The organism is Bacillus sp. FSL R5-0560, assembly GCF_037966305.1.
GTDB classification, from domain to species: Bacteria; Bacillota; Bacilli; order Bacillales; family Bacillaceae; genus Bacillus; species Bacillus mojavensis.
Genome location: NZ_CP150195.1, coordinates 2,913,971 through 2,940,537, shown reverse-complemented (window position 1 = coordinate 2,940,537; position 26,567 = coordinate 2,913,971). Strand labels below are relative to the sequence as shown.

The window sequence follows — 26,567 nt, the reverse complement described above, 5'->3', positions numbered from 1 at the left end:
TTATAATCGTTGATTTTTATCAATATGTACTGGCGAATTCTTTTTAATGTGTTATACTAATTTTAGATGACAACAAATTAGAGTGACATAATTGATGAGGGGTGACCAACATGAAGGTAAAAGTAGCGATAAACGGGTTTGGAAGAATCGGAAGAATGGTCTTTAGAAAAGCAATGTTAGACGATCAAATTCAAGTAGTGGCTATTAACGCCAGCTATTCGGCTGAAACGCTGGCTCATTTAATAAAGTATGACACAAATCACGGACGGTACGAAAAAGAAGTTGAGGCTGGAGAAGACAGTCTGATTGTGAATGGAAAAAAAGTACTCTTGTTAAACAGCCGTGATCCGAAACAGCTGCCTTGGCGGGAATATGATATTGACATTGTCGTTGAAGCAACAGGGAAGTTTAATTCAAAAGAAAAAGCGATGGGACATATTGACGCGGGCGCGAAAAAAGTCATTCTGACCGCTCCGGGGAAAAATGAAGACGTTACCATTGTGATGGGTGTTAATGAAGATCAATTTGATGCTGAACGCCACGTGATTATTTCAAACGCGTCATGCACGACAAATTGCCTTGCACCGGTTGTGAAAGTGCTTGATGATGAATTTGGCATTGAGAGCGGTCTAATGACGACAGTACACGCTTATACGAACGATCAAAAAAATATTGATAATCCGCACAAAGATTTGCGCCGCGCCCGGGCATGCGGTGAATCCATCATACCGACGACAACAGGCGCGGCAAAGGCACTTTCGCTTGTGCTGCCTCACCTGAAAGGAAAGCTTCACGGTCTCGCTTTGCGTGTGCCTGTTCCGAACGTCTCATTAGTTGATCTTGTTGTCGACTTGAAAACGGATGTAACGGCAGAAAAGGTAAACGAAGCATTCAGGCAGGCTGCCAAAACGTCAATGTACGGAGTGCTTGATTATTCGGATGAACCGCTCGTGTCGACAGATTATAATACGAATCCGCATTCGGCGGTTATTGACGGGCTTACGACAATGGTGATGGAAGACAGGAAAGTAAAGGTTCTCGCATGGTATGACAATGAATGGGGCTACTCATGCAGAGTAGTTGATCTCATCCGCCATGTGGCGGCACGAATGAAACATCCATCTGTTGTATAGAATAAGGTCATGGACACAATTTAAGAAAAAACCCTTAACAGCAAATTTCTGAAAAAACGCTTCTTGCAAATTAGACTTAAACACAGTATACTATTTTTCGTGAACTTCTTGCTTGAGACTGTTTCGGGATTACTTAAAGGGTTAGGACCTCTCCGGACTAACTTTCCCCCGTGGTAAATAGCCGACCCAGTTGTTGGAACTTCACTTTTTAATTCTTGTTAAGGGGGGTCCATGACTATGGAAACAATGGGGCGTCACGTTATCTCCGAGCTATGGGGATGCGATTTTGATAAGCTGAATGACATGGATTTTATTGAAAAAACGTTTGTAAATGCTGCTTTAAAATCAGGAGCTGAGGTGCGCGAGGTTGCATTTCACAAATTTGCACCGCAAGGCGTAAGCGGAGTCGTTATCATTTCTGAATCACATTTAACGATTCACAGTTTTCCTGAGCACGGATATGCAAGCATTGATGTTTATACTTGTGGAGACTTAGATCCTAATGTCGCTGCTGACTACATTGCAGAGGCATTACATGCTGATACAAGAGAAAACATTGAAATACCAAGAGGAATGGGGCCTGTGCAGATTAAACAGGCGCAAGCGAAAGTACTATAAAGTAAACACGAACACAAAGGGAGCTGGAGCTAGAAAGCCGTTACGCGCTTTTTAGCTTATGCTCCTTTTATTTTTATGAACAAACAGGGGCGGCCAGCTTTTTCTTTTTTCGTTTTTTTTGTAAAATAAGAAAGAGATATGTCATAAACCGCCTGATGCTGTTAGATACAGCCTAAACAACGGCTCTCCCGACAGATGCCTGTCACATCACTTTTTATAGCCGGAGGCTGCCGAATATACATTGCAGGGAACGAAATAGTTGGGAGCTGATTTTATTGAAATGTCCTTCATGCCAGCATAACGGAACACGAGTCCTCGATTCACGGCCTGTGGATGACGGAAAATCCATTCGCAGAAGACGTGAATGCGAAGCCTGCCATTACCGCTTTACTACCTTTGAGAAAGTGGAGGAAACCCCGCTTATCGTTGTGAAAAAAGAAGGCGTGCGAGAGGAATTCAGCAGGGAAAAAATGCTGCGGGGCCTTATTAAAGCATGTGAAAAAAGGCCTGTTTCACTCAAGACGCTGGAAGATATGTGTTTTGACATTGAAAAAGAACTGCGCAACCAAGGCTGTTCCGAAGTGAAAAGCGAGTTCGTCGGAGAGATGGTCATGGACCGCCTGGCTAAGGTTGATGAAGTCGCATACGTGCGGTTCGCGTCCGTCTATCGGCAGTTTAAAGATATTAATGTCTTTATCGATGAATTAAAAGATTTAATAAAGAAAGAGCGTTAAAGAGCTAAAAGGATTCTTCTAGCTCTTTTCTCATGTGCAAAATTGGCATTTGATAGATATTCGAAACGGTGTAAAATGAGGGTAGAAACATAATCGGAAGGTTTGAGAATGTATGGCTGACTATTGGAAAGATGTACTGCCTGTAGACCCTTATGTGGTGAAAAGCAAATCAATGCTGCAGGATATTGACAGACAAATTATTACACAACTGTACCAGCCCTTAATCGGCCCTGTTGCATTCTCTCTTTATATGACATTGTGGGGAGAACTTGAACAAAACCGACTGTGGGGCGGAGAATCCACACATAGACAGCTGATGGGAATGACTCAGTCCAATTTGAAAACGATCCATCAGGAACAGGGAAAGCTCGAGGGCATCGGATTGCTGAAAGTATATATGAAAGAATCCGAGCGGCAGGAGCGCCTCTTTATATATGAACTGCTGCCGCCGCTGCGGCCGAATGAATTTTTCGAAGACGGCATGCTGAACGTTTTTTTATATAACAGAGTCGGAAAAACAAAATATCAGCAGTTAAAACAATTTTTTACGCATCCGGCGATTTCAGAAGATGCCAAAGAAATTACAAGGCCGTTTAACCATGCGTTTGAATCGCTGCAGCCGAGTGAATGGAAGCTTACATCCGACATGGAGGAAACGGTGAGACTGGCGACGGGAAGAGAGTATACAACTGTCGGACAGGCTCCGTCCTATACCGTTACAGAGGATGTGTTCGATTTTGATTTGTTTTTAGCGGGGCTTTCGGAGACGATGATTCCGAGAAAAGCAATGACACAGCAGGTGCGGGAAACGATTAAAAAGCTTTCTTATTTGTACGGCATTGATCCTTTGCAGATGCAAAACGTCGTCATGAGCGCGATCGATGAGCATGAAGTGATTACCACCGAAGCTTTAAGAAAAGCGGCAAGCGACTGGTACCAAATCGAGAGGAACGGACAGCTGCCGGACTTAGTGGAGAAAACACAGCCGGTACATCTGCGTGAAGGCGCAAAACCGGCAGAAGAGGATTCGCTGGATAGTGAGCTGATCGCATTGCTCGAGGTCATCTCACCGAAAAAGCTTCTTCAGGATATCGCGGACGGAACCGAACCGTCAAAAGCAGATTTGAAAATTATAGAAGAGATTATGTTTGAACAGAAGCTGGAACCAGGCGTCACAAATGTGTTAATTTATTATGTCATGCTGAAAACCGACATGAAGCTGTCGAAAAACTATATACAAAAAATTGCCTCCCATTGGGCGCGCAAAAAAGTCAAAACGGTCAGAGAAGCGATGAAGCTTGCCATAGAAGAAAACCGCCAGTATCTTGAATGGGCTGAAGGTAAAACGAGCCAAGCTTCTAAACGAAATCAAAAAGTGATTCGCGAAGAAAAACTTCCTGACTGGATGAAAGAAAAGAAATCGGCGTCCGATTCTGAAACCGGACAGCAGATGCTACATGAACAGGACTTGGAAAAACAGAAGAAAAAGATGATGGAAGAAATGAAAAAACTGAAAAAATACTCTGCCTATTAAGAGCAGAGATGCGGGGTGAAGTAATACATGGAACCAATCAGCCGTTCCCTGCAGGGCGTAACCGGCAGACCGGATTTCCAAAAGCGTCTTGAACAAATGAAGGAAAAAGTGATGAAGGATCAAGACGTTCAGGCATTTTTGAAGGAAAATGAAGACGTCATCGATCAAAAAATGATTGAAAGAAGCTTAAATAAGCTTTATGAATATATTGGACAGAGCAAGCACTGCTCTTATTGTTCAGAAGACGAAAACAGCAATAATCTGTTGGAGGGCTACCATCCGAAGCTTGTGATGACCGGCCGCTCTATTGATATCGAGTATTACGAATGTCCAGTCAAACGAAAGCTCGATCAGCAGAAAAAACAGAAGTCTCTCATGAAAAGCATGTATATTCAGCAGGATCTTCTCGGAGCGACGTTCCAGCAGGTCGATATTAATGACCCGAGCAGGCTTGCAATGTTCCAGCATGTCACGGATTTTCTGAAAAGCTATAATGAGACGGGAAAAGGGAAAGGATTGTATTTGTACGGCAAGTTTGGCGTAGGAAAAACCTTTATGCTCGCCGCTATTGCCAATGAGCTGGCGGAAAAAGAGTATTCCTCCATGATCGTCTATGTGCCCGAATTTGTCAGAGAGCTGAAAAACTCGCTTCAAGATCATTCATTGGAAGATAAGCTGAACATGGTAAAAACAACGCCTGTACTGATGCTCGACGACATCGGAGCGGAATCGATGACGAGCTGGGTCAGGGATGAAGTCATCGGGACAGTGCTTCAGCACAGAATGTCTCAGCAACTGCCGACTTTCTTCTCTTCTAATTTCTCGCCTGATGAGCTGAAACATCATTTTACGTATTCGCAAAGGGGAGAAAAGGAAGAAGTAAAAGCGGCTAGATTAATGGAGCGGATTTTATATCTGGCTGCTCCGATCCGTCTTGACGGAGAAAACCGCCGCCATTAATAACCGCTGCGGTTCAAAGGGGAAGGAACTGAGAGGGTATGAAACTTAAAACGGCTGTTAAATGGCTGGCAGTGCTTGCGGGAGCAGGCTTGATTTTTTGGGCCAATAAAAGGTATTTAAATCTATCTCCGAAGGAAATCCGAATATGGGTTTTATCGTTTGGCATCTTTGCACCGCTTATCTTTATCGGGATATCGATCGTCAGGCCGCTTGTATTATTTCCGGTATCAGTTATTTCTATTGCGGGCGGTCTCGCCTTTGGCCCGATTCTCGGCACGCTTTACACACTATTCGGGTCGATGTGCGCTTCGGCTGTCTCATTTTTTGCAGCCAGTCTGTTTGCGGCAAAAACGAACAGCCATCATGAAAGGCTGGAAAACATCCAGAAACAGATGGAGGAAAACGGTTTTTTCTATATCTTTCTTCTGCGGATCCTTCCGATTAATTTTGACTTCGTCAGCTATGCGGCAGGGCTTTCTAATGTCAAGGCGCTGCCCTATTTTGCGGCGACGGCTGCGGGAATCATCCCTGGGACCGTTGCGCTGAACGTGCTGGGAGCAAGCTTTTTCACGGGCAATTTGCCCGCCTTCTTTCTCGTCCTCGGATTTTATATCATTTTTATGGCGCTGCCACTTATCTTCAGAAAGAAAATGCAAAACTTGTTTCAAGAATCAAATTAAGATTTGCCTGTGACCTTTACGTCTATTTTAAAAACATCCCCCATATACTTGTAACAGATGCCGTAAGGGGGGACAAACATGCTTGAAATAATCTTTGAAGATGACCATGATACAGCCGCTTTTTTACATCTCATTCAGCATTCGGACGATCGGGAAAACATCATTGTCCGTGAAAGTATACGAAAAATCGAGATTGAAAAAGCTGAGCCGGCTTTCTCTATTCAGCGTTTTATGGAGCCGATTCTGGTCAAGTTTTTTTTAGAATGCAAAGAAGACGAGCATATGCTGTCTTTGATTGAAGAGACGTATTGTTTCACGGACCAGGATGAGCAGCAGCAAATCCTTCAGCTCGCACACAGTATTATAGAGGGGGAAGCTGATGTTCTTCCGTTTGAACCGATGAAGCCGCCGCGCAAGCAGTATATTTTAGATGAGCTCCGAACGATTTGTTTAGAGGACGAAGTATTTTCAATTCGTTCCTTTCAAATCTTTCGCCTCGGAAAGTACTACGAACAGCTTAGAGAAACTGTGGAAGCGGCAATAGACGAATATAAGATGGAGCAGGAGTACCAAAACTTTATTCAGACACTCAGAGACTACGTAATGGCTAAGCCTCCGCGAATCAAAAAGGTGCACATTGTCCATGACGGTTCGTTTACACTGTGGGAGATGCGCTATGTGCCGGAACGGGAAAAAATGAAATACATAGACAGGCGATTTGTCCGGGATCACCCCATGTACATTGACTCCCATTTGCTTGCGCCGCTGATCTCCATCGCACCTGATGAGGTGGTTCTCTATACAGACCAGCCTGAGCATATGATGGTAAGGACGATTCAAAACGTATTTCAAGAACGTGTGCAAATGCTTCCGCTTCAGGCGTTTTCAAACGCTGAAACACCGGTCAAGCACTCGGAGGGATAAGTGCCGGCAGCCTGTAAACATAAGGCTGCCGCTTAAAAAAAGGAAATACAATCGTGTTGATTTTTTAGAACGAACAATTTATAATACATAGGAGATTAAGATTGACACACGTACTGATAAGGACATGAAGGAATGATACCGGCTTGAAGAGAGGGAAGTCACGGCTGCAAGCTTCCCAGCTAAGGACCATTCGCTTTACCGCCTTTGAACCTCAGCTGTGAACACCTTTAGCAGGGACAGTAATGGCTGACGGGAACTCCCGTTACAGAGTTTAGAGCCGCAAATGCCGGTGTATGGGCTTGCGGAAAAAAGGGTGGAACCACGATTCCGTTTATTCAACCTCGTCCCTTTCATAGGGGGCGGGGTTTTTATATGCAAAAAAAGGAGTGACAAAGATGTCAGATATGGTAAAAATCACATTTCCTGATGGAGCAGTCAAGGAGTTTGCGAAAGGAACAACAACAGAAGATATCGCGGCATCCATCAGTCCGGGATTAAAAAAGAAATCATTAGCCGGAAAACTGAACGGAAAAGAAATCGATTTGAAAACGCCGATCAACGAAGACGGCACTGTGGAAATCATTACTGAAGGATCAGAAGAGGGTCTTGAGATTATGCGCCACAGTACGGCTCACTTACTGGCGCAAGCGATTAAACGCATTTACAAAGATGTGAAATTCGGTGTGGGTCCTGTTATCGAAAACGGTTTTTACTATGATGTAGAAATGGAAGAAGCGATTACACCGGAGGATCTGCCGAAAATCGAGAAAGAAATGAAAAAAATCGTCAATGCGAACCTTCCGATCGTTCGAAAAGAAGTCAGCCGTGAAGAAGCGAAAGCCCGCTTTGCGGAAATCGGCGATGATCTGAAGCTTGAACTGCTGGATGCGATTCCTGAGGGAGAAACCGTATCGATTTATGAGCAGGGCGAATTCTTTGACCTGTGCCGCGGCGTACACGTTCCGTCAACAGGAAAAATCAAAGAATTTAAGCTGTTAAGCCTTGCAGGTGCATATTGGCGCGGTGACAGCAATAATCAAATGCTTCAGCGTGTATACGGAACAGCTTTCTTCAAAAAAGCTGATCTTGACGAGCATCTTCGCATGCTTGAAGAAGCAAAAGAGCGAGACCACAGAAAGCTTGGCAAAGAATTAAAGCTGTTTGCGAATTCTCAAAAAGTCGGACAAGGTCTGCCGCTTTGGCTGCCAAAAGGCGCGACAATCCGCCGCACGATCGAGCGCTATATTGTCGATAAAGAAATCAGCCTCGGCTATGAACACGTTTATACCCCAGTGCTTGGAAGCAAAGAGCTGTATGAAACATCAGGACACTGGGATCATTATCAAGAAGGCATGTTCCCTCCGATGGAAATGGACAATGAAACACTTGTGCTCCGTCCGATGAACTGCCCGCACCATATGATGATTTATAAAAACGATATTCACAGCTACCGTGAGCTTCCGATTCGTATCGCTGAACTTGGCACAATGCACCGCTACGAAATGTCAGGTGCGCTGTCAGGTCTTCAGCGGGTGCGCGGCATGACACTGAATGATGCTCACATCTTTGTCCGTCCGGATCAGATTAAGGATGAGTTTATCCGAACTGTTCGTTTGATTCAGGACGTATATGAAGATTTCGGCTTGCACGATTACACTTTCCGTCTGTCTTATCGTGATCCGGAAGACACAGAGAAATATTTTGATGACGATGAAATGTGGAACAAAGCGCAATCTATGCTGAAAGCGGCAATGGACGAAATTGGCCATGACTATTACGAAGCAGAAGGCGAAGCTGCATTCTACGGCCCTAAACTTGATGTTCAGGTGAAAACAGCGATCGGCAAGGAAGAAACATTGTCTACTGTTCAGTTGGACTTCTTGCTGCCTGAACGCTTCGATCTGACATATATCGGAGAAGACGGCAAGCAGCATCGACCGGTTGTTATTCACAGAGGTGTGGTATCAACAATGGAACGCTTTGTTGCATTCCTTATCGAAGAGCATAAAGGCGCACTTCCAACATGGCTTGCGCCGGTTCAGTTCCAGGTCATCCCGGTTTCTCCGGCTGTGCATTTGGATTATGCGAAGCAAGTACAAGAGCGCCTGCAGCGTGAAGGCTTGCGTGTAGAAGTCGACAGCCGTGATGAAAAAATCGGCTACAAAATCCGCGAAGCGCAAATGCAAAAAATACCGTATATGCTTGTGGTCGGTGACCAAGAAGCAGAAAACGGAGCGGTAAACGTCCGTAAATACGGAGAGCAGAAGTCTGAAACCATTTCACTTGATGATTTTGTGAAAAAGGCTGTAGCTGAAGCGAAGAAATAATAAAAAAAGCATGATCTCATGAAAGAGATCATGCTTTTTTATTTATGTTCTAAAATAGGAAACAAATCATGAAGGCTGCTGATGATGTAATCAGGCGTCACTTCTGTTTCATTTTTCTTATCCGTCCGATTGATCCATACGGTTTTGATACCGGCTCTGGAAGCGCCTAAAATATCTGTATTCAGGTTATCGCCGACCATGACGGCATCCTCCTTTTGGATATTCATCAGCTGAAGGCAATGCTCGAAAATAGAAGCGTCGGGTTTCCCTTTGCCAAAAGCGCCTGAGATGACAATTTCATTGAAATAAGGGGCGAGGTCAGGCACGCCGGCGAGCTTCTCTTTTTGCAGACTCGGATCGCCGTTAGTCAAAAGCAGCAACTCATATTTTCCTTTTAATTGATCAAGCACATCGAATGTTTCATCGTATACAAACGGGCGTTTTCGGCGCTCCGCTGCAAAAAACTCTCCCAAATATTCACCATATGCCGGATCGTCGACACCCAGCGCTTTCAGGCCGTTTGTCCATGCGTTTCGTCTGTACTCCGGCACTATCTTATTCAGCTTCTGAAACCCTTCACTGATCGGCTCAGAGAAATTCGACCAGAGCCCTTCAAATGGGTTAATGCCGATCATCACCGTATAAGGATATGTCTCGTAAGACATGTACAATTCTCTCGCCGCTTCCCGAACAGCTTCTTCAAATTCCTGCGGGTCAAGACCATATTTTTTCTCGGCCTGTAAACATGTTTCTGCAAATGTTGTTCTGACGCTTTTCTCATCCCAAAGTAGTGTATCATCTAAATCAAAAAATACGGCTTTCATGATCTTCTCCTCTGCTTCAGATTCAATTCTTTCTGCCAAAATGCTCATGTTTATTCTACAATAGATAAAAGCCTTGTGAAATATGTTTTCAGACGATTTTAAAAAAACAGTCAGCCATGAAACGATTTGCCGAAAAATGATAAAATGAAATGGGAAAGAACAGGTGACATAAATGATTCAATTAATGATTATGATGCTGGAAAGGGTAGGAATTATTGTTATATTGGGATTTATTCTGGCTCACACTAAACTTTTCAGACAGGCTCTTCAAAATCCGGAGGGCTACAAAGGAAAGGCTGCACTGATTTCTATTTTTTCTCTTTTCAGCATCATCAGCAATTACACCGGCATCGAAATTCAAAAACATATGATTGTGAACAATGATTGGGTGTTTACAATAGATCCGTCTGGCTCTATTGCGAATACCCGTATTTTAGGCGTTGAAATAGGAGGGCTTTTGGGCGGGCCGTTTGTTGGAGCGGGAATCGGTTTATTAGCAGGCCTTCATCGGTTTTCGCTCGGCGGCAGCACGGCTTTAAGCTGTGCGGTCTCGTCTGTTTTAGCCGGGATTCTAGCGGGATGGATCGGCCGGTATTTTACGAAGCGCTACCGAATGCCGACACCGCGTATCGCAGCTCTCGTCGGAATCGGTATGGAGTCCTTGCAAATGGTCATTATTTTGCTGATGGCAAAGCCGTTCACTGACGCTTGGGAGCTTGTCAGCATGATCGGGATCCCGATGATCCTCATTAACGGAACAGGCAGCTTTATTTTCCTGTCGATTATTCAAGCCATTATTCGCAAGGAAGAACAGGCAAGAGCGCTTGAAACGCACAGGGTGCTGACCATTGCCGATCAGACGCTTCCTTTTTTCCGTCAAGGGTTAAATGAAAGCTCTTGTAAAAGTGTAGCGTCCATCATTCATAAGATGACTGGAACAGATGCGGTATCTCTGACGGATAATGAGAAAATACTTGCGCATGTCGGAGCGGGAATGGACCATCATATCCCATCTAAAAGCTTGATCACAGGTCTGTCTAAAAAGGTAATTAAAACAGGGCGCATCATGAAGGCTACTTCACAGGAAGAGATTGAATGCACCCATCCGGAATGCCCTTTGCACGCGGCGATTGTACTGCCTTTGACATCAAACGGGAACACAATCGGAACATTAAAAATGTATTTTAAAAGCCCGGCCGGTCTCAGTCAGGTAGAGGAGGAGCTTGCCGAGGGGCTTGCCATGCTGTTTTCGACACAGCTTGAGCTCGGTGAGGCTGAGCTGCAAAGCAAGCTTCTGAAGGATGCGGAAATCAAAGCGCTTCAAGCACAGGTTAACCCCCATTTTTTATTTAATGCCATCAATACGATTTCTGCTTTATGCCGGACAGATGTTGAAAAAACCCGTAAGCTTTTGCTGCAGCTTAGTGTGTACTTTCGTTCTAATCTCCAAGGAGCAAGACAGCTGCTGATCCCGCTTTCAAAGGAGCTGAATCATCTTCAAGCCTATCTGTCATTAGAACAGGCGCGTTTTCCCGGGAAATATGAGATTGAGCTTGATATTGACAGCAGACTGGAGCCAATTGAGATTCCTCCGTTTGTCTTACAGGTGCTTGTTGAAAACGCATTGCGGCATGCGTTTCCCAAAAAACAAGACATGTGCAAGGTAACGGTTTGTGTCTTATCTGATGAGTCATCCGTCTATATGAAGGTCACGGATAATGGTCGTGGAATTCCGCCGGACGTCTTGCCGGAACTTGGGAATAAACCGCTGCCTTCTAAGGAAGGAACAGGGACTGCGCTTTATAATCTGAATCAGCGGCTGATTGGTTTATTCGGCCAGCAGGCTGCATTACATATCAAGAGTGAGGTACATAAAGGGACAGAGGTTTCCTTTCAAGTGCCTATGCAACAAATGAAAGAGGGAGAAGAACATGCTCAGGGTGTTAATAGTTGATGATGAGATTCTGGCAAGAGATGAACTGGCCTATTTACTCAAAAGGACAAATGAGGAATTAGAAATCAATGAAGCAGAAAATATTGAATCAGCATTTGACCAAATGATGGATCAAAAGCCTGATTTGCTGTTTTTAGACGTTGATTTATCCGGTGAGAATGGCTTTGATATCGCAAAACGATTGAAGAATATGAAGCATCCTCCGGCGGTTGTGTTCGCGACGGCCTATGACCAGTATGCACTTAAAGCTTTTGAAGTGGACGCTCTCGATTACTTAACCAAACCTTTCGATGAAGAAAGGGTTCGGCAAACAATGAAAAAGTATAAAAAGGTAAAGCGGGAGATTGCTGAACCAGAACAGACCGGCCATGCCAGCCAGCATAAATTAGCCTTATCTGTCGGTGAATCGATTGTGATTGTGGATACGAAGGATATAATCTTTGCGGGAACCGAAGATGGCCATGTCAATGTAAAAACCTTTGATGCTTCTTATTCAGTCAATGATACGCTCGTTGTCATTGAAAAAAAGCTTCCGGAACCTGATTTTCTCCGCGTCCATCGAAGCTTTGTCGTTAATACTGAGTACATCAAAGAGATCCAGCCTTGGTTTAATTCCACCTATAACCTGATCATGAAAGACGGATCGAAAATACCGGTCAGCCGGACATATGCCAAGGAATTAAAAAAGCTGCTCCATATTTGACGGGGCGGCTTTTTGTATTTCATCCTTTTTATGCTGCAACTCACCTTAAATATTCGGCAAGTTATCATGTAAGCGCTTAATAGAGAGAAATACTTATTTATAATGAGGGTACAAAAGAGAAAGAGGTGAAGAAAATGAGTGCTAAAAAAGTGTACGGATTTTTAACACAAGCATTTATTTTTGCCGTCATTATGATGGTTTCCAATATGATTGCCGCTTTTGTCCCAATTCCTATACCGGCGTCAGTTGTAGGATTGGTCTTATTATTTCTCCTATTATGCTTGAAAGTGATTAAACTGGAACAAGTAGAAACGCTCGGAACGTCTTTAACCTCATTGATCGGATTTTTATTTGTTCCATCAGGTATATCTGTTATGAATTCTCTTGGTGTGATGCAGCAATACGGCCTGCAAATCGTCCTTGTCATTCTTCTCGCAACGATTATTTTATTGGGGGCAACAGGATTGTTTTCTCAGCTTATTCTTACATTGAGCGGAAAACGCAAGACTGCCGATGACATAAAAGCAAAAACAGTGCAGCCGCCGCAGAAGAAAAACGAACTTGTTCATCATTAAAAGAAACAGGAGGTTCATGAAATGGAAAGCACAATGAGTCCTTATTTCGGAATTGTCGTATCACTGGCCGCTTTCGGCATCGGCACCTTTTTATTTAAAAAAACAAAAGGGTTCTTCCTTTTCACTCCATTGTTTGTTGCGATGGTGCTTGGAATTGCATTCTTGAAAATCGGCGGTTTCTCTTACGCTGACTATAATAACGGGGGAGAAATCATTAAGTTTTTCCTGGAACCTGCGACGATTGCCTTTGCCATTCCATTGTACAAACAAAGAGATAAACTGAAAAAATACTGGTGGCAAATTATGTCCTCCATTATCGCAGGCTCTATCTGCTCTGTCACGATTGTCTATTTGCTTGCAAAAGGGATTCACCTTGATGAGGCTGTTATGAAAAGTATGCTTCCGCAGGCGGCAACAACGGCGATTGCGCTTCCTTTATCAAAAGATATTGGCGGCATCAGCGATATCACAGCTTTTGCGGTCATCTTTAACGCCGTCATTGTGTATGCGCTCGGCGCTTTGTTTTTAAAGGTATTTAAAGTGAAGAATCCCATTTCAAAAGGGTTGGCTCTCGGAACGTCCGGACACGCACTCGGTGTAGCCGTCGGGATCGAGATGGGTGAAGTCGAAGCCGCGATGGCAAGTATTGCTGTTGTCGTTGTCGGGGTCGTAACGGTTCTGGTCATTCCTGTGTTTATACAGCTGATTGGAGGTTAAGCCAAGGCTGACAGCCTTGGCTTTTTCTATTTTATGGTGCGTCTTCCGGATCGATATATCCTTGTTTAATGCCCCATTCCACTTGATCGTCATGCCACTTTTTTCGTTCTTCATAACCATAGCCGTCGTCATCAGGGAGCTCAGAAGCCGGCTGTTGAATGGCATCATCTGTCTGGCTCGGGGAAGATGGCGCATTTTGACTGTTAGATGAGGATGCCTCATTCTGCTGACGCTGTTCCTGCGCTTGCCGTTCTTTTTCGGCATTTGCTTCCTGCTGTTTTTGGATTGCTGCCTGACGCTGCCTTTCAAGCTCAGCTTGTCTTTCTGCTGCTGCCTGTGCCAATCGTTGCCTTTCCGCTTCTTCCTCCTGTTGTTTTTTTCGTTTCGCTCGCTGCTCTTTTTCTCGTTTTTTCGCTGCAGTGATTTGTCTTTGTTTCTCGGCTTCTTGCTTCGCCTTCAGCTTTCCTAATTCAGTTGCAAGTGGATTCACCATTTTCAATGAAACGGGTTTTAGGTTTTTCAGCTCTTTCTCCAGCTTGTTTTCATGAAACGCTGCGGCTGTGATAACAGTCTCTTCTTTTGGCTCTGAAGATATGCTGTTGCTATTGGAGCAGCCGGTTACTATCAATGTCAAAAATAGAGTAAGCTGAATCGGTTTGTTCATGTGTCGGACTCCCTTCTGGTTCTTATATCGGCTTTTTTAGTATGAGGTTCACTTTGTTTAGCATTTTTTCCTATATGTGGTTTTTGATAAACTGTGCAATAAGGAGAAGGATGGGGGGAGTATATTGGATCTTCGTATGGCTCAGCCAATGCTGTTTAACAAAATCCTTCATGATTGTCTGGAGGGTTCAGAACACATGCATGCTGGATAAGAATAAAAGATTTTCTTTTTCTCTCTTGCACTCATAAATAACCCGTGTTACAATGAGAAAGTTGTTCCGGGTAAGTCATCCTTGACTAAACATCCGGCATTGTGTAGAATAGTTATTGAATTGAATATAAATCACAAGCAGAAGCACCCGCTTCTCACCTGATTGACACATTCATGTAGTTGGCAGGTTGACCGTACATTTTTATTGATACAGATGTTCGTAGTGTGGGTGTTTTATAATGCCCGCACTTTTTGTTTGCCTGCAGAATGCAGTCAAAAGAGTGTGAATCAATTCGAAGAAACTATGGAGGTGGCTCATTATTAGCAAAGATCAATTGGTTAATGAGGGTATCCGTGCACGTGAGGTCCGCTTAATCGGACAAAATGGCGACCAGCTTGGAATCAAGTCCCGTCAGGAAGCACTTGAAATAGCCGGCCGCGCAAATCTTGACCTTGTGTTAGTTGCAGCAAATGCAAAACCGCCTGTCTGCCGCATCATGGACTACGGAAAGTTCAGATTCGAGCAGCAGAAAAAGGACAAAGAAGCACGCAAAAATCAAAAAATCATTAACTTAAAAGAAGTTAGATTAAGTCCGACAATCGATGAGCACGACTTTAACACGAAGTTGCGCAATGCGATTAAATTCCTTGAAAAAGGCGATAAAGTGAAAGCTTCTATCCGCTTTAAAGGACGCGCAATTACTCATAAAGAAATCGGCCAACGTGTACTAGACCGTTTTTCTGAAGCATGTGCTGAGGTTGCGACAGTCGAAACAAAACCAAAAATGGACGGCCGCAGCATGTTCCTCATGCTCGCGCCGAAAAACGAAAAGCAATAAGGAGGAAATCCCATGCCAAAAATGAAAACTCACCGCGGATCTGCTAAACGTTTTAAAAAGACAGGTTCTGGGAAGTTAAAACGTTCTCATGCATACACAAGTCACTTATTCGCCAACAAATCTCAAAAGCAAAAGCGTAAGCTTCGCAAGAGTGCTGTTGTAAGCGCAGGAGACTTCAAACGTATCAAACAAATGCTTGCTAACATCAAGTAATCGGACAAGGAACAATTAGGAGGGAAATTTAATGCCAAGAGTAAAAGGCGGAACTGTTACACGTAAGCGTCGTAAAAAGGTTCTTAAATTAGCAAAAGGTTATTTCGGTTCAAAACATACATTATACAAAGTAGCTAACCAGCAGGTCATGAAATCTGGAAACTATGCTTTCCGTGACCGTCGTCAGAAAAAACGTGATTTCCGTAAGCTTTGGATCACTCGTATCAACGCAGCTGCTCGCATGAACGGTCTTTCTTACAGCCGTTTAATGCACGGTCTTAAGCTTTCTGGTATCGAAGTAAACCGTAAAATGCTTGCTGATCTTGCTGTAAACGATCTTACTGCATTCAATCAGCTTGCTGATGCTGCTAAAGCTCAATTAAACAAATAATGATATAGAGCCGCTCTCTAAGAGCGGCTTTTTTATATAAAGGATGAGGGAACATGATGATTGCTGTATATCTAGTTCTGATCAATCTGTGCGGTTTTTGGGTGATGGGCGCAGATAAACGAAGAGCGCAGCACCACAAATGGAGAATTTCTGAAGATCGGCTGTGGCTGATTGCCATTGTGTTTGGAGCGCTTGGTGTCTGGTTCGGCATGCAGACCTTCAGACATAAAACGAAGCACACATCATTTCAATACGGTGTGCCGTTTCTTTTGGTAATTGAAGCGGTGTTGATCGGTATTTATTACAGTCCGTTTGATTTATAAAAAAGCAGAAAAGCGTTTAGCGCTCTTCTGCTTTTTTTGCAAGTTTTATGGGCTGATCCCAGTCAATTTTGCAATCCGGATATCGTTCCAGTACTTTTTCTTCAATGTTCTCAAAATCTTTTGCAGAGAAGTTTTTCAGCTTTTCAGGAGACTCTGTCCATACGAAGATGGTGTGGATGAACAGCGGATGATCCTTGGAAGGAATATGCTTTTCTCCTTCAAAAAGCACGCCTTTATACGTCAATTGAAAGTTCTTTCGGGTATTGTTCTGTTCATCGATAATATAAAAAAGTTCTTTTGATTGGGCCAGCTTCAGTCTTCTCTTTGGATTGGCGACATATTTGACCAAGGCATAAATACAGTAAGCAAATAAAGCAAGCAATAGTATCCGGAGAACCATGATAAACATTGTGTGAAGGCACCTCCCTCATTGTGATGATCTGATGTAATACGAAGTGCATAGAAAAAGGTTTCACTTTTTCTAAAAGAAGTTTGTTAAAAAAGATATACCCGCTTTTTAAGTGAAATAGTCGTATGGTTACCGTCAGGTTTTGTATAATAATAATGCAGGACATATGAGGGAGGTTTTTGGAATCATGGCTAAATTGGATGAAACATTAACCATGCTGAAGGAATTAACTGATGCAAAAGGTATTCCGGGAAATGAAAGAGAAGTAAGGCAAGTGATGAAATCATACATAGAACCATTTGCTGATGAAGTGACAACTGACCGGCTTGGCAGTTTAATTGCGAAAAAAACAGGCGCGGAAAACGGTCCGAAAATTATGATTGCCGGGCATTTGGATGAAGTCGGTTTTATGGTGACACAAATCACCGATAAAGGCTTTATCCGTTTTCAAACTGTCGGCGGCTGGTGGTCTCAAGTCATGCTGGCTCAGCGTGTCACCATCGTGACGAAAAAGGGAGAGGTCACAGGGGTTATCGGATCTAAGCCTCCGCACATTTTATCTGCTGAGGCGAGAAAAAAACCGGTAGACATCAAAGAGATGTTCGTTGATATCGGGGCTTCAAGCCGTGAGGAAGCATTGGAATGGGGCGTACTCCCAGGCGATATGATCGTTCCGCATTTTGAATTTACGGTAATGAACAATGAAAAATTTCTTTTAGCAAAGGCGTGGGACAACCGTATCGGCTGTGCGATCGCCATTGATGTTTTGAGAAATTTAAAAAACACAGATCATCCAAATGTTGTGTATGGCGTTGGAACTGTACAGGAAGAAGTTGGCCTAAGAGGAGCGAAGACCTCTGCGCACACGATACAGCCTGATATTGCTTTCGGTGTTGATGTAGGGATAGCCGGAGATACGCCAGGGATTTCTGAGAAGGAAGCGCAAAGCAAAATGGGAGAAGGACCACAGATTATTCTGTACGATGCATCTATGGTCTCCCACAAAGGACTTCGTGACTTAGTAGTCAATACAGCAGAAGAAGCAGGCATTCCATATCAATTTGATGCGATCGCCGGTGGAGGAACTGATTCCGGGTCCATTCATTTGACGGCAAACGGTGTTCCTGCGCTGTCCATTACCATTGCTACACGATACATTCATACGCACGCTGCCATGCTGCATCGTGACGATTATGAAAACGCGGTAAAATTAATCACCGAAGTCATTAAGAAGTTAGATCGCCAAACGGTTGACGGTATTACGTACCAATAAAGATACGGAAGAATCCGCCTTGTGAGGCGGATTCTATTTTTTTGTCTGTACAAATTATGGCGGAGTGACTAAAATGAAAGAAGATACCGAAAATTTCCTGAATCTGATCACGTACGATATGCCGCCCATTTGTAAGGAAAGGAGGATTCAATTTCAGGTTTTGTAAGCGCTTTCTAAAATAAAGGAGGTTTGACAAAATTGAAAAAGAAAAAAGCATGGAAACGGTTCTTTCACTTTTCGAGTGCTGCTCTGACAGCGGGTTTGTTATTGACTTCCACTTCTCCGGCATCTGCTGCATTCTGGGGAGCGTCTAATGAACTGCTTCATGATCCAACGATGATCAAAGAGGGAAGCTCGTGGTACGCGTTTGGAACAGGTCTTACGGAAGAAAGAGGGCTGCGGGTTCTCAAATCTTCGGATGCTAAAAACTGGACCGTGCAAAAATCGATTTTCAGCACACCTTTATCTTGGTGGTCCGCTTATGTGCCGAATTACGGCCAAAACCAGTGGGCGCCGGACATTCAATATTATAACGGGAAGTACTGGCTGTATTATTCAGTATCTTCTTTCGGAAAAAATATCTCTGCCATAGGCCTTGCTTCTTCAACAAGCATCAGCTCGGGAAGCTGGAAAGACGAAGGCCTGGTAATCCGGTCAACGAGCTCCAATAATTATAACGCCATCGATCCGGAACTCACCTTTGACAAGGATGGCAACCCATGGCTTGCGTTCGGCTCGTTTTGGAGCGGAATCAAGCTGACCAAGCTGGATAAGAACACGATGAAGCCTACCGGGTCGCTTTATTCCATCGCGTCGAGGCCAAGTAATGGCGGAGCGCTGGAAGCTCCTACCCTCACATATCAAAATGGTTATTATTATTTAATGGTTTCATTTGATAAATGCTGTGATGGAGTAAATAGTACGTACAAAATTGCTTATGGAAGATCTAAAAGCATAACAGGGCCTTATCTTGATAAAAGCGGAAAAAGTATGCTGGAAGGAGGGGGCACCATCTTAGATTCCGGCAATGAACAATGGAAAGGGCCTGGAGGTCAGGATATTGTAAATGGAAACATACTCGTGCGCCATGCCTATGACGGGAAAGATAACGGCATTCCAAAGCTATTAATCAGTGATTTGAATTGGAGTTCAGGCTGGCCGTCCTATTAAACTGAAAGCCAGGTGAACACCTGGCTTTTTTTAAAAGAAAAGATTGACAGTATCCTACTGAATTACTATAATGAAGTTGTTCGTACAAATTAATAATAATTCACTAGTTTTCGTTTATTAGTACGTATCTATCATTCTGGAATTGGAGCGTTTTATTTTATAAGAAAGGGGCAGTTAACATGCTTCAGACAAGAGATTATGAATTCTGGTTTGTAACAGGAAGCCAGCATCTTTATGGAGAAGAAACGCTGCAGCTGGTCGACCAGCATGCAAAAAGCATTTGTGAGGGACTTAGCGGCATTTCTTCCAGATATAAAATTAAGCATAAACCTGTTGTCACTTCCTCGGAAACCATCAGACAGCTGTTAAGAGAAGCGGAGTACAGTGAAACATGCGCCGGAATCATTACATGGATGCACACATTTTCTCCCGCAAAAATGTGGATAGAAGGCCTTTCCTCTTACCAAAAACCGCTTATGCATCTGCACACTCAATACAATCGGGATATTCCATGGAATACGATTGACATGGATTTTATGAACAGTAACCAATCCGCACATGGCGATCGCGAGTACGGGTACATCAATTCTCGTATGGGACTGAGCCGAAAAGTTGTCGCAGGCTATTGGGATGATGAAGAGGTGAAGAAAGAAATTTCTCAGTGGATGAATACGGCGGCTGCGCTAAATGAAAGCAGACATATCAAGGTTGCCAGATTCGGAGATAACATGCGTCACGTTGCAGTAACGGACGGCGACAAGGTGGGAGCGCATATTCAATTCGGCTGGCAGGTTGACGGCTATGGCATCGGGGATCTCGTCGAAGTGATGAATGGAATTACGGACGATGAGGTCGAAACACTCTATGCAGAGTATGACAAGCTTTATGTCATCAGCGAGGAAACGAAACGAGACGAAGCAAAGATAGCGTCCATTAAAGAACAGGCGAAAATTGAACTTGGCCTAACCGCTTTTCTTGAACAAGGCGGATACACGGCTTTTACGACTTCATTTGAAGTGCTGCACGGAATGAAACAGCTGCCTGGGCTGGCTGTTCAGAGGCTTATGGAAAAAGGCTACGGATTCGCCGGAGAAGGTGATTGGAAGACGGCTGCTCTCGTCCGGATGATGAAAATCATGGCTGAAGGTAAAAGAACGTCCTTTATGGAGGACTATACGTACCATTTTGAACCTGGAAATGAAATGATTCTTGGCTCACACATGCTTGAGGTATGCCCGACAGTTGCTTTGGATCAGCCGAAAATTGAAGTTCATCCGCTGTCTATCGGAGGCAAGGATGACCCGGCGCGGTTTGTATTCAATGGCATCAGCGGATCAGCCATTCAAGCGAGTCTGGTTGATATCGGAGGGCGTTTCCGTCTCGTGCTCAATGAGGTAAACGGACAGGAAATTGAGAAAGATATGCCGAATCTGCCTGTCGCCCGTGTTCTCTGGAAGCCTGAGCCTTCATTAAAAACAGCGGCGGAGGCATGGATTTTAGCCGGCGGCGCACACCATACCTGCTTGTCTTACGAATTGACAGCGGAGCAATTGATGGATTGGGCGGAAATGGCGGGGGTTGAAAGTATCTTAATTTCTCGTGATACATCGATTCACAAGCTGAAACATGAATTGAAATGGAACGAGGCGCTTTACAGGCTTCAAAAGTAGAGAGGGGGATGTCACTTGGCTTACACAATAGGTGTTGATTTCGGAACATTATCAGGAAGGGCGGTTCTCGTTCACGTCAAAACTGGAGAAGAGCTGGCCGCTGCTGTCAAAGAATATCCACACGCTGTCATTGATACCGTACTTCCCAAAACGGGTCAAAAGCTGCCGCGGGACTGGGCGCTTCAGCATCCGGCAGATTACCTGGAAGTCTTGGAAACAACGATTCCGTCATTACTTGAACAGACTGGTGTTGATCCACAAAAGATCATCGGGGTCGGAATTGATTTTACGGCATGTACGATCTTGCCTGTCGACAGTGAAGGGCAGCCATTATGTATGCTGCCGGAATTTGAAGAGGAGCCGCACAGCTATGTGAAGCTTTGGAAGCATCATGCCGCCCAAAAGCATGCTGATCGGCTCAACCAAATCGCCGAAGAAGAAGGAGAAGCTTTTTTACAGCGCTACGGAGGAAAGATTTCATCAGAATGGATGATTCCGAAGGTGATGCAGATTGCCGAAGAAGCGCCGCACATTTATGAAGCAGCTGATCGGATGATCGAAGCAGCTGACTGGATCGTGTATCAGCTGTGCGGCTCGCTGAAGCGAAGCAACTGCACAGCCGGTTATAAAGCGATTTGGAGTGAGGAAGCGGGATATCCTTCAGAGGATTTCTTTGAAAAACTTCACCCTGCAATGAAAACGATTACAAAAGACAAGTTAGCGGGATCGATTCACTCAGTAGGGGAAAAAGCAGGCGGGCTGACGGAAAAAATGGCACAGCTGACTGGTCTTCTTCCGGGAACAGCGGTTGCTGTTGCGAATGTTGACGCTCATGTGTCTGTTCCTGCTGTCGGTATCACAGAACCAGGAAAAATGCTGATGATTATGGGAACCTCAACATGCCACGTTCTCTTAGGAGACGAGGTAAACATTGTGCCCGGCATGTGCGGGGTCGTGGACAACGGCATTCTGCCGGGATTTGCGGGGTATGAAGCCGGTCAGTCCTGTGTGGGTGATCATTTTGACTGGTTTGTAAAAACGTGTGTCCCGCAAGCATATAAAGACGAAGCTGAGAAAAAAAACATCAGTATTCACGAGCTGCTGAGCGAGAAAGCAAATCTGCAAGCGCCGGGTGAAAGCGGCCTGCTTGCCCTGGATTGGTGGAATGGAAACCGTTCAACTCTAGTTGATGCTGATCTAACAGGGATGCTGCTTGGCATGACGCTGCTGACAAAACCTGAAGAGCTTTACCGAGCGTTAGTTGAAGGAACAGCATACGGCACAAGGATGATTATTGAAACATTTAGAGAAAGCGGTGTGCCAATTGAAGAGCTGTACGCAGCTGGCGGTATTGCTGAGAAAAACCCGTTTGTCATGCAGATTTATGCGGATGTCACAAACATGGATATTAAAATCTCAGGTTCACCGCAAGCCCCAGCCTTAGGCTCTGCCATTTTCGGCGCGCTTGCGGCCGGTAAAGAAAACGGCGGCTATGATGATGTCACAGAGGCAGCGGCGCACATGGGGAAACTGAAAGATATATCCTATACGCCAAATGCTGAACATGCCGCCGTATATGAAAAGCTATACGCTGAATATAAAGAGCTGGTTCAATATTTCGGAAAAGAGAATCATGTCATGAAGCGTCTAAAAACGATAAAAAATCTTCAATTTTCATCTGCCGCACAAAAGAATTCATAAAGGGTGATGAGCATGCTTGAAACGTTAAAAAAAGAGGTGCTGGCTGCCAACCTGAAGCTTCAAGAGCATCAGCTGGTGACCTTTACGTGGGGAAATGTAAGCGGTATTGACCGTGAAAAAGAGTTAATCGTCATTAAACCGAGCGGAGTCGAATACAGCGAGCTGACAGCTGATGACTTGGTTGTTTTGAATTTGGAAGGTGAGGTCGTAGAAGGCTCGCTCAAACCTTCTTCTGATACACCCACTCATGTTTATTTGTATCACGCGTTTCCGAATATCGGCGGGATTGTCCATACCCATTCTCAATGGGCGACAAGCTGGGCGCAAGCCGGAAGGGACATACCCCCTTTAGGCACGACACATGCCGATTATTTCGACAGTGCGATTCCGTGTACAAGAGAAATGTACGATGAAGAAATTATCCATGACTATGAACTGAATACAGGCAAAGTGATCGCGGAGACCTTTCAGCATCATAAATACGAGCAGGTGCCGGGTGTGCTCGTTAATAACCACGGCCCGTTCTGCTGGGGCACAGACGCCTTAAACGCCATTCATAACGCGGTGGTGTTAGAAACGGTTGCGGAAATGGCGTATCACTCTATGATGCTGAACAAGAATGTCAGCCCGATCAATACTGTTCTCCACGAAAAGCACTTTTATCGAAAACACGGAGCAAATGCGTATTATGGCCAGTCATAATCCCGCAGTGTCACCGGCCGGTTTTCTGATTGACTTGGACGGTACCGTATTCAGAGGAAACGAACTGATCGATGGAGCAAGAGAAGCCATCAGTACACTTCGAAATATGGGAAAGAAAATCGTCTTTTTGAGCAACCGGGGAAATATCTCCCGTGCCATGTGCAGAAAAAAACTGCTTGGTGCCGGTATAGATGCAGATGTAAGCGAAATTGTCTTGTCATCAAGTGTGACAGCAGCCTTTTTAAAAAGAAACTATCGTTTTTCAAAGGTATGGGTGCTTGGAGAACAAGGTTTGATAGACGAACTGAGGCTGGCGGGTGTCCAGACAGCGGATGAACCGAAGGAGGCAGATTGGCTTGTCATCTCGCTTCATGAAACACTCACCTACGAAGACTTGAATCAAGCCTTTAAAGCGGCCGCCGCAGGCGCTCGTATAATGGCCACGAACAAAGATTGCTATTTTCCAAATGAGGACGGAAATGCCATCGACGTTGCCGGAATGATCGGGGCGATAGAAGCTTCTGCTCAGGCGAAGACGGAGCTTGTCGTCGGAAAGCCATCATGGCTGATGGCGGAGGCTGCCTGTACTGCGCTGGGGCTTTCCGCGCATGAATGTATGATTATAGGAGACAGCATTGAATCTGATATCGCAATGGGAAAGCTGTATGGCATGAAGAGCGCTTTAGTGCTGACTGGTTCAGCGAAACCGGGAGAACAGCGTTTATATACGCCGGATTATGTACTGGAGTCCATTAAGGATGTAACCAAACTGGCTGAGGAGGGGATTCTGCTATGAATCATATCGCAGCTGGCGTTCAGCGTGCTTTTGAACACGCGGGGGAGATGACATGTCCTCTAGGAGTAGAAGAGATTGTTCTTGAAAAACAAGCAGCCGATCGGTTGTTGGATTATGTAAAAAGAAGGAATGATCAGCGTATCGTCCTTGTCTGTGATCGGAATACGCACCGCATAGCGGGGATCGAGTTAGAAGACCGCTTGATAAAGGAAGGGCTTCAGGCGGAGTGCCTGATTATTCCGGAAAATGAAGCAGGAGATGTGGCGGCAGATGAACGATCACTCATTCATGTGCTGGTCCACACGAAAAAATCGACAGATATCATGATTGCAGTCGGTTCGGGGACTATCCATGATATCGTGCGTTTTGCCGCCTTCCAGAGAGGTCTGCCGTTTATTTCTTATCCGACCGCCCCATCTGTTGACGGATTTACATCAGCTGGTGCGCCCATTATTTTATACGGTACGAAAACAACCATCCAAACGAAGGCCCCGTCCGCGCTGTTCGCTGATCTTGATATCTTAAAAGCGGCGCCGCAGCCTATGGTGGCGGCCGGATTTGGGGATATGCTAGGCAAAATGACGTCTTTGGCTGATTGGAATATTTCTCATCAGCTCGCTGGTGAGCCTTATTCACCAATAGGCGCAAAGCTCGTACAAGAAGCACTTGATGCCTGTATCGAACACGCTGAAGACATTGCAATGAAAACGGAAGCGGGCATCAGGGTTCTGATGGAGTCCTTAATTGTATCGGGACTTGTCATGCTGGCTTTGGACCATTCCCGCCCTGCTTCAGGAGGGGAGCATCATATTTCCCATTGGATTGAGATGGAATTAATGGAGAAAAAACGGCCTCAGATTCTCCATGGGGCAAAAGTGGGCTGTGCGGCCGTTTTATTGACTGACACGTACAGAAAGCTGATCCAGGCTGAAGGGCTGAACGAATTTTCTCCGCGTCAGCGGGAAGTCATTCAATCGGCTTATGAAACGCTGCCGGAAGGAAAAAAGCTGGCCGGCTTGCTGAAATCTGCCGGAGGCCCTGCGTATTTTGACGAAATCGGTGTCGGGCAGGATTCCGTCAAGAATGCCTTCAGACACGCGCACACCTTAAGAGACCGCTGCACCGGATTAAGACTCATCAATGAAAACAAAACGCTTGTCAATCATGGTCTTTATGAATAGCCCGCACCTCGAATGGAAGGGGTAACGTAGATGAAAAAGATGACTGCCTGTTTTCTTGCGCTCATGATGGTTTTGACATTATTCATCGCTGGGTGTTCAGCGGAACGGTCATCCGGTAAACCGGGTGAAACGGAGCTGACTTTTTGGACATTTAACGGACTTCATGAGCAGTTTTATGTGGAAATGGTGAAAGAGTGGAATAAGAAATATCCTGACCGTCAAATTAAACTGAATACGGTCGTTTATCCGTATGGCCAAATGCACGATAATCTGTCGATTTCCTTAATCGCCGGGGAAGGCGTGCCTGACATTGCAGATGTCGAATTGGCCCGGTTTTCAAACTTTCTGAAGGGCTCCGATGTCCCGCTTGCCGATTTGTCCCCGCTTATTGAGAAGGACAGGGATAAATTCGTAGAGGCGCGTCTTACGCTGTACAGCAAAAACGGCAAGCTGTACGGGCTGGATACTCATGTAGGGACGACGGTGATGTTCTATAACATGGATATTATGAAAAAGGCCGGCATCAACCCGGATGATATTAAAACATGGGATGATTACCGCAAAGCCGGACAGAAAGTGCGCAAAGCGACCGGAAAGCCGATGGGAACGGTGGAAACAAATGATTCAGCAACGTTTTTATCAATGATTTCACAGCAAAACTCAGGGTATTTTGATAAAAACGGAAAGCTGATCCTGAATAATGTCACCAATGTAAAAACGCTTCAGTATTTAAAAGACATGATTAATGATAAAACAATGATCGCCGCACCGGGCGGCGGGCATCACAGTGAAGAATATTACGGTTTTATGAACCAAGGCGGAGCGGCTTCTGTTCTGATGCCGATTTGGTATATGGGAAGATTCATAGATTATATGCCTGATCTGAAAGGGAAGATTGCCATTCGGCCGCTTCCGGCATGGGAAGAAGGAGGCGATCGTTCAGCAGGTTTGGGCGGCACAGCCACCGTTGTGCCAAAGCAGGCCAAACATGTCGAATTAGCGAAAGAGTTTCTCGCCTTTGCGAAGGGTTCTGAAGAAGGAAACAAAAAGCTTTGGAGTGTGCTCGGGTTCGATCCGCTGCGCTGGGATGTCTGGAGCTCCAAGGAATTAAAAGAGAAAAACAAATACACGGATTACTTCCAAAACGGAACAGGCATTTTTTCTGTGCTGCTCGATATCAAGGATGAAATCAATCCGATTTATTTACATGAGGATTTTGCCAAGGCTTCAGACCTTGTCAACAGAAGCGTATTATTCGACGCGCTCAAATCTCAGCAAAAGACGCCAAAACAAGCCTTGGACAGAGCGGCAGGTGAACTGAAACAGAAATAGAATCCCATTC

Annotated in this window: 27 protein-coding genes and 1 other annotated feature; of the genes, 24 read left to right on the top strand and 3 right to left on the bottom strand. The window is 44.8% G+C overall.

All coding sequences use genetic code 11. The features are described 5' to 3' along the window. Positions 1-110 precede the first annotated feature (110 nt). The 8 genes from NST56_RS15565 (at position 111) to thrS (ending at position 8,910) form a co-directional block, all read left to right on the top strand. Positions 111-1,133, top strand: a complete 1,023-nt coding sequence (locus tag NST56_RS15565; protein WP_010335261.1) for a glyceraldehyde-3-phosphate dehydrogenase — start codon at positions 111-113, stop codon at positions 1,131-1,133. A 237-nt stretch (positions 1,134-1,370) separates the two neighbouring features. Continuing rightward, positions 1,371-1,751, top strand: coding sequence for an adenosylmethionine decarboxylase (gene speD / locus NST56_RS15560; protein WP_003223584.1), 381 nt, complete (start codon positions 1,371-1,373; stop codon positions 1,749-1,751). 275 nt (positions 1,752-2,026) lie between these two features. Further along, complete coding sequence (gene nrdR, locus NST56_RS15555; RefSeq protein WP_010335260.1) at positions 2,027-2,485, top strand: transcriptional regulator NrdR; 459 nt, start codon at positions 2,027-2,029, stop codon at positions 2,483-2,485. Between the two features lie 112 nt (positions 2,486-2,597). Then, the gene (dnaB, locus tag NST56_RS15550) at positions 2,598-4,019 is read left to right on the top strand and encodes a replication initiation membrane attachment protein DnaB (protein ID WP_268472253.1); all 1,422 of its coding nucleotides are present in this window, start codon (positions 2,598-2,600) and stop codon (positions 4,017-4,019) included. A 27-nt stretch (positions 4,020-4,046) separates the two neighbouring features. After that, a complete protein-coding gene (dnaI, locus tag NST56_RS15545) occupies positions 4,047-4,979 on the top strand; it encodes a primosomal protein DnaI (RefSeq protein ID WP_095714234.1) in 933 nt (310 codons plus the stop codon). A 38-nt stretch (positions 4,980-5,017) separates the two neighbouring features. Next, positions 5,018-5,659 (top strand): TVP38/TMEM64 family protein, encoded by a 642-nt coding sequence (locus tag NST56_RS15540; RefSeq protein WP_168748501.1) that lies wholly within the window; start codon positions 5,018-5,020, stop codon positions 5,657-5,659. 78 nt (positions 5,660-5,737) lie between these two features. Continuing rightward, positions 5,738-6,583 carry a putative sporulation protein YtxC gene (gene ytxC, locus NST56_RS15535; protein WP_010335258.1) on the top strand — a complete coding sequence of 282 codons (846 nt, stop codon included), beginning with the start codon at positions 5,738-5,740 and terminating at the stop codon, positions 6,581-6,583. A gap of 395 nt (positions 6,584-6,978) precedes the next feature. Then, positions 6,979-8,910 carry a threonine--tRNA ligase gene (gene thrS / locus NST56_RS15530; RefSeq protein WP_010335257.1) on the top strand — a complete coding sequence of 644 codons (1,932 nt, stop codon included), beginning with the start codon at positions 6,979-6,981 and terminating at the stop codon, positions 8,908-8,910. 38 nt (positions 8,911-8,948) lie between these two features. Here thrS and NST56_RS15525 read toward each other — a convergent pair whose 3' ends face one another. Then, positions 8,949-9,734, bottom strand: a complete 786-nt coding sequence (locus tag NST56_RS15525; protein ID WP_339177619.1) for an HAD family hydrolase — start codon at positions 9,732-9,734, stop codon at positions 8,949-8,951. A gap of 172 nt (positions 9,735-9,906) precedes the next feature. Between NST56_RS15525 and lytS the strand changes: the two genes are divergently transcribed. The 4 genes from lytS to lrgB all read left to right on the top strand — a co-directional run bounded on the left by lytS (position 9,907) and on the right by lrgB (position 13,683). Then, positions 9,907-11,688, top strand: a complete 1,782-nt coding sequence (gene lytS / locus NST56_RS15520; protein WP_268445487.1) for a two-component system sensor histidine kinase LytS — start codon at positions 9,907-9,909, stop codon at positions 11,686-11,688. Further along, the gene (locus tag NST56_RS15515; protein WP_229146524.1) at positions 11,666-12,391 is read left to right on the top strand and encodes a LytTR family DNA-binding domain-containing protein; all 726 of its coding nucleotides are present in this window, start codon (positions 11,666-11,668) and stop codon (positions 12,389-12,391) included. Before lytS ends, NST56_RS15515 begins: the two co-directional genes overlap by 23 nt. Before the next feature lie 134 nt (positions 12,392-12,525). After that, a complete protein-coding gene (lrgA, locus tag NST56_RS15510; RefSeq protein WP_010335253.1) occupies positions 12,526-12,966 on the top strand; it encodes an antiholin-like murein hydrolase modulator LrgA in 441 nt (146 codons plus the stop codon). A gap of 21 nt (positions 12,967-12,987) precedes the next feature. Beyond that, positions 12,988-13,683, top strand: coding sequence for an antiholin-like protein LrgB (gene lrgB, locus NST56_RS15505; protein WP_010335252.1), 696 nt, complete (start codon positions 12,988-12,990; stop codon positions 13,681-13,683). 31 nt (positions 13,684-13,714) lie between these two features. Here the strand turns inward: lrgB and NST56_RS15500 are convergent, their stop codons facing one another. Continuing rightward, on the bottom strand, positions 13,715-14,347 hold the full coding sequence (locus NST56_RS15500; protein ID WP_229146527.1) for a hypothetical protein: 633 nt from the start codon (positions 14,345-14,347) through the stop codon (positions 13,715-13,717). Between the two features lie 340 nt (positions 14,348-14,687). Further along, positions 14,688-14,818: a sequence feature (ribosomal protein L20 leader region), on the top strand. Positions 14,819-14,874: 56 nt separating this feature from the next. Here NST56_RS15500 and infC point away from each other — a divergent pair. From infC to NST56_RS15480, 4 genes are read left to right on the top strand one after another with little or no spacing between them, the layout of a single operon-like run. Further along, the gene (infC, locus tag NST56_RS15495) at positions 14,875-15,396 is read left to right on the top strand and encodes a translation initiation factor IF-3 (protein WP_071543361.1); all 522 of its coding nucleotides are present in this window, start codon (positions 14,875-14,877) and stop codon (positions 15,394-15,396) included. 12 nt (positions 15,397-15,408) lie between these two features. After that, positions 15,409-15,609, top strand: a complete 201-nt coding sequence (gene rpmI, locus NST56_RS15490) for a 50S ribosomal protein L35 (protein ID WP_003222418.1) — start codon at positions 15,409-15,411, stop codon at positions 15,607-15,609. Positions 15,610-15,640: 31 nt separating this feature from the next. Continuing rightward, positions 15,641-16,000 carry a 50S ribosomal protein L20 gene (gene rplT / locus NST56_RS15485; protein WP_003222420.1) on the top strand — a complete coding sequence of 120 codons (360 nt, stop codon included), beginning with the start codon at positions 15,641-15,643 and terminating at the stop codon, positions 15,998-16,000. A 53-nt stretch (positions 16,001-16,053) separates the two neighbouring features. Beyond that, positions 16,054-16,323 carry a DUF1294 domain-containing protein gene (locus tag NST56_RS15480; RefSeq protein ID WP_339177609.1) on the top strand — a complete coding sequence of 90 codons (270 nt, stop codon included), beginning with the start codon at positions 16,054-16,056 and terminating at the stop codon, positions 16,321-16,323. A 16-nt stretch (positions 16,324-16,339) separates the two neighbouring features. Here NST56_RS15480 and ysdB read toward each other — a convergent pair whose 3' ends face one another. Further along, positions 16,340-16,732 (bottom strand): sigma W pathway protein YsdB, encoded by a 393-nt coding sequence (ysdB, locus tag NST56_RS15475; protein ID WP_010335249.1) that lies wholly within the window; start codon positions 16,730-16,732, stop codon positions 16,340-16,342. Positions 16,733-16,919: 187 nt separating this feature from the next. Between ysdB and NST56_RS15470 the strand changes: the two genes are divergently transcribed. The 8 genes from NST56_RS15470 to NST56_RS15435 all read left to right on the top strand — a co-directional run bounded on the left by NST56_RS15470 (position 16,920) and on the right by NST56_RS15435 (position 26,557). Continuing rightward, positions 16,920-18,005, top strand: coding sequence for a M42 family metallopeptidase (locus NST56_RS15470; protein ID WP_339177606.1), 1,086 nt, complete (start codon positions 16,920-16,922; stop codon positions 18,003-18,005). Between the two features lie 198 nt (positions 18,006-18,203). Beyond that, a complete protein-coding gene (locus NST56_RS15465) occupies positions 18,204-19,175 on the top strand; it encodes a glycoside hydrolase family 43 protein (protein ID WP_339177603.1) in 972 nt (323 codons plus the stop codon). A gap of 179 nt (positions 19,176-19,354) precedes the next feature. Then, complete coding sequence (gene araA / locus NST56_RS15460; protein WP_268472258.1) at positions 19,355-20,845, top strand: L-arabinose isomerase; 1,491 nt, start codon at positions 19,355-19,357, stop codon at positions 20,843-20,845. A 15-nt stretch (positions 20,846-20,860) separates the two neighbouring features. Further along, a complete protein-coding gene (araB, locus tag NST56_RS15455; protein WP_339177599.1) occupies positions 20,861-22,546 on the top strand; it encodes a ribulokinase in 1,686 nt (561 codons plus the stop codon). Between the two features lie 12 nt (positions 22,547-22,558). After that, positions 22,559-23,248, top strand: coding sequence for an L-ribulose-5-phosphate 4-epimerase (gene araD / locus NST56_RS15450; RefSeq protein WP_326128780.1), 690 nt, complete (start codon positions 22,559-22,561; stop codon positions 23,246-23,248). Beyond that, on the top strand, positions 23,226-24,044 hold the full coding sequence (locus tag NST56_RS15445; protein WP_333512126.1) for an HAD-IIA family hydrolase: 819 nt from the start codon (positions 23,226-23,228) through the stop codon (positions 24,042-24,044). Before araD ends, NST56_RS15445 begins: the two co-directional genes overlap by 23 nt. Next, entirely contained in the window at positions 24,041-25,225 is a 1,185-nt protein-coding gene (egsA, locus tag NST56_RS15440; RefSeq protein WP_339177591.1) for a sn-glycerol-1-phosphate dehydrogenase, read from the top strand. Before NST56_RS15445 ends, egsA begins: the two co-directional genes overlap by 4 nt. A 30-nt stretch (positions 25,226-25,255) precedes the next feature. Beyond that, positions 25,256-26,557, top strand: coding sequence for an ABC transporter substrate-binding protein (locus NST56_RS15435; RefSeq protein ID WP_339177589.1), 1,302 nt, complete (start codon positions 25,256-25,258; stop codon positions 26,555-26,557). Positions 26,558-26,567: the final 10 nt, after the last annotated feature.

Coding starts and splice junctions, on each gene's coding strand:
- NST56_RS15565 (WP_010335261.1), top strand. CDS start 111: ATGAAGGTAAAAGTAGCGATAAACGGGTTTGGAAGAATCGGAAGAATG.
- speD (WP_003223584.1), top strand. CDS start 1,371: ATGGAAACAATGGGGCGTCACGTTATCTCCGAGCTATGGGGATGCGAT.
- dnaB (WP_268472253.1), top strand. CDS start 2,598: ATGGCTGACTATTGGAAAGATGTACTGCCTGTAGACCCTTATGTGGTG.
- dnaI (WP_095714234.1), top strand. CDS start 4,047: ATGGAACCAATCAGCCGTTCCCTGCAGGGCGTAACCGGCAGACCGGAT.
- NST56_RS15540 (WP_168748501.1), top strand. CDS start 5,018: ATGAAACTTAAAACGGCTGTTAAATGGCTGGCAGTGCTTGCGGGAGCA.
- ytxC (WP_010335258.1), top strand. CDS start 5,738: ATGCTTGAAATAATCTTTGAAGATGACCATGATACAGCCGCTTTTTTA.
- thrS (WP_010335257.1), top strand. CDS start 6,979: ATGTCAGATATGGTAAAAATCACATTTCCTGATGGAGCAGTCAAGGAG.
- NST56_RS15525 (WP_339177619.1), bottom strand. CDS start 9,734: ATGAAAGCCGTATTTTTTGATTTAGATGATACACTACTTTGGGATGAG.
- lytS (WP_268445487.1), top strand. CDS start 9,907: ATGATTCAATTAATGATTATGATGCTGGAAAGGGTAGGAATTATTGTT.
- NST56_RS15515 (WP_229146524.1), top strand. CDS start 11,666: ATGCTCAGGGTGTTAATAGTTGATGATGAGATTCTGGCAAGAGATGAA.
- lrgA (WP_010335253.1), top strand. CDS start 12,526: ATGAGTGCTAAAAAAGTGTACGGATTTTTAACACAAGCATTTATTTTT.
- lrgB (WP_010335252.1), top strand. CDS start 12,988: ATGGAAAGCACAATGAGTCCTTATTTCGGAATTGTCGTATCACTGGCC.
- NST56_RS15500 (WP_229146527.1), bottom strand. CDS start 14,347: ATGAACAAACCGATTCAGCTTACTCTATTTTTGACATTGATAGTAACC.
- rpmI (WP_003222418.1), top strand. CDS start 15,409: ATGCCAAAAATGAAAACTCACCGCGGATCTGCTAAACGTTTTAAAAAG.
- rplT (WP_003222420.1), top strand. CDS start 15,641: ATGCCAAGAGTAAAAGGCGGAACTGTTACACGTAAGCGTCGTAAAAAG.
- NST56_RS15480 (WP_339177609.1), top strand. CDS start 16,054: ATGATGATTGCTGTATATCTAGTTCTGATCAATCTGTGCGGTTTTTGG.
- ysdB (WP_010335249.1), bottom strand. CDS start 16,732: ATGTTTATCATGGTTCTCCGGATACTATTGCTTGCTTTATTTGCTTAC.
- NST56_RS15470 (WP_339177606.1), top strand. CDS start 16,920: ATGGCTAAATTGGATGAAACATTAACCATGCTGAAGGAATTAACTGAT.
- araA (WP_268472258.1), top strand. CDS start 19,355: ATGCTTCAGACAAGAGATTATGAATTCTGGTTTGTAACAGGAAGCCAG.
- araD (WP_326128780.1), top strand. CDS start 22,559: ATGCTTGAAACGTTAAAAAAAGAGGTGCTGGCTGCCAACCTGAAGCTT.
- NST56_RS15445 (WP_333512126.1), top strand. CDS start 23,226: ATGCGTATTATGGCCAGTCATAATCCCGCAGTGTCACCGGCCGGTTTT.
- egsA (WP_339177591.1), top strand. CDS start 24,041: ATGAATCATATCGCAGCTGGCGTTCAGCGTGCTTTTGAACACGCGGGG.
- NST56_RS15435 (WP_339177589.1), top strand. CDS start 25,256: ATGAAAAAGATGACTGCCTGTTTTCTTGCGCTCATGATGGTTTTGACA.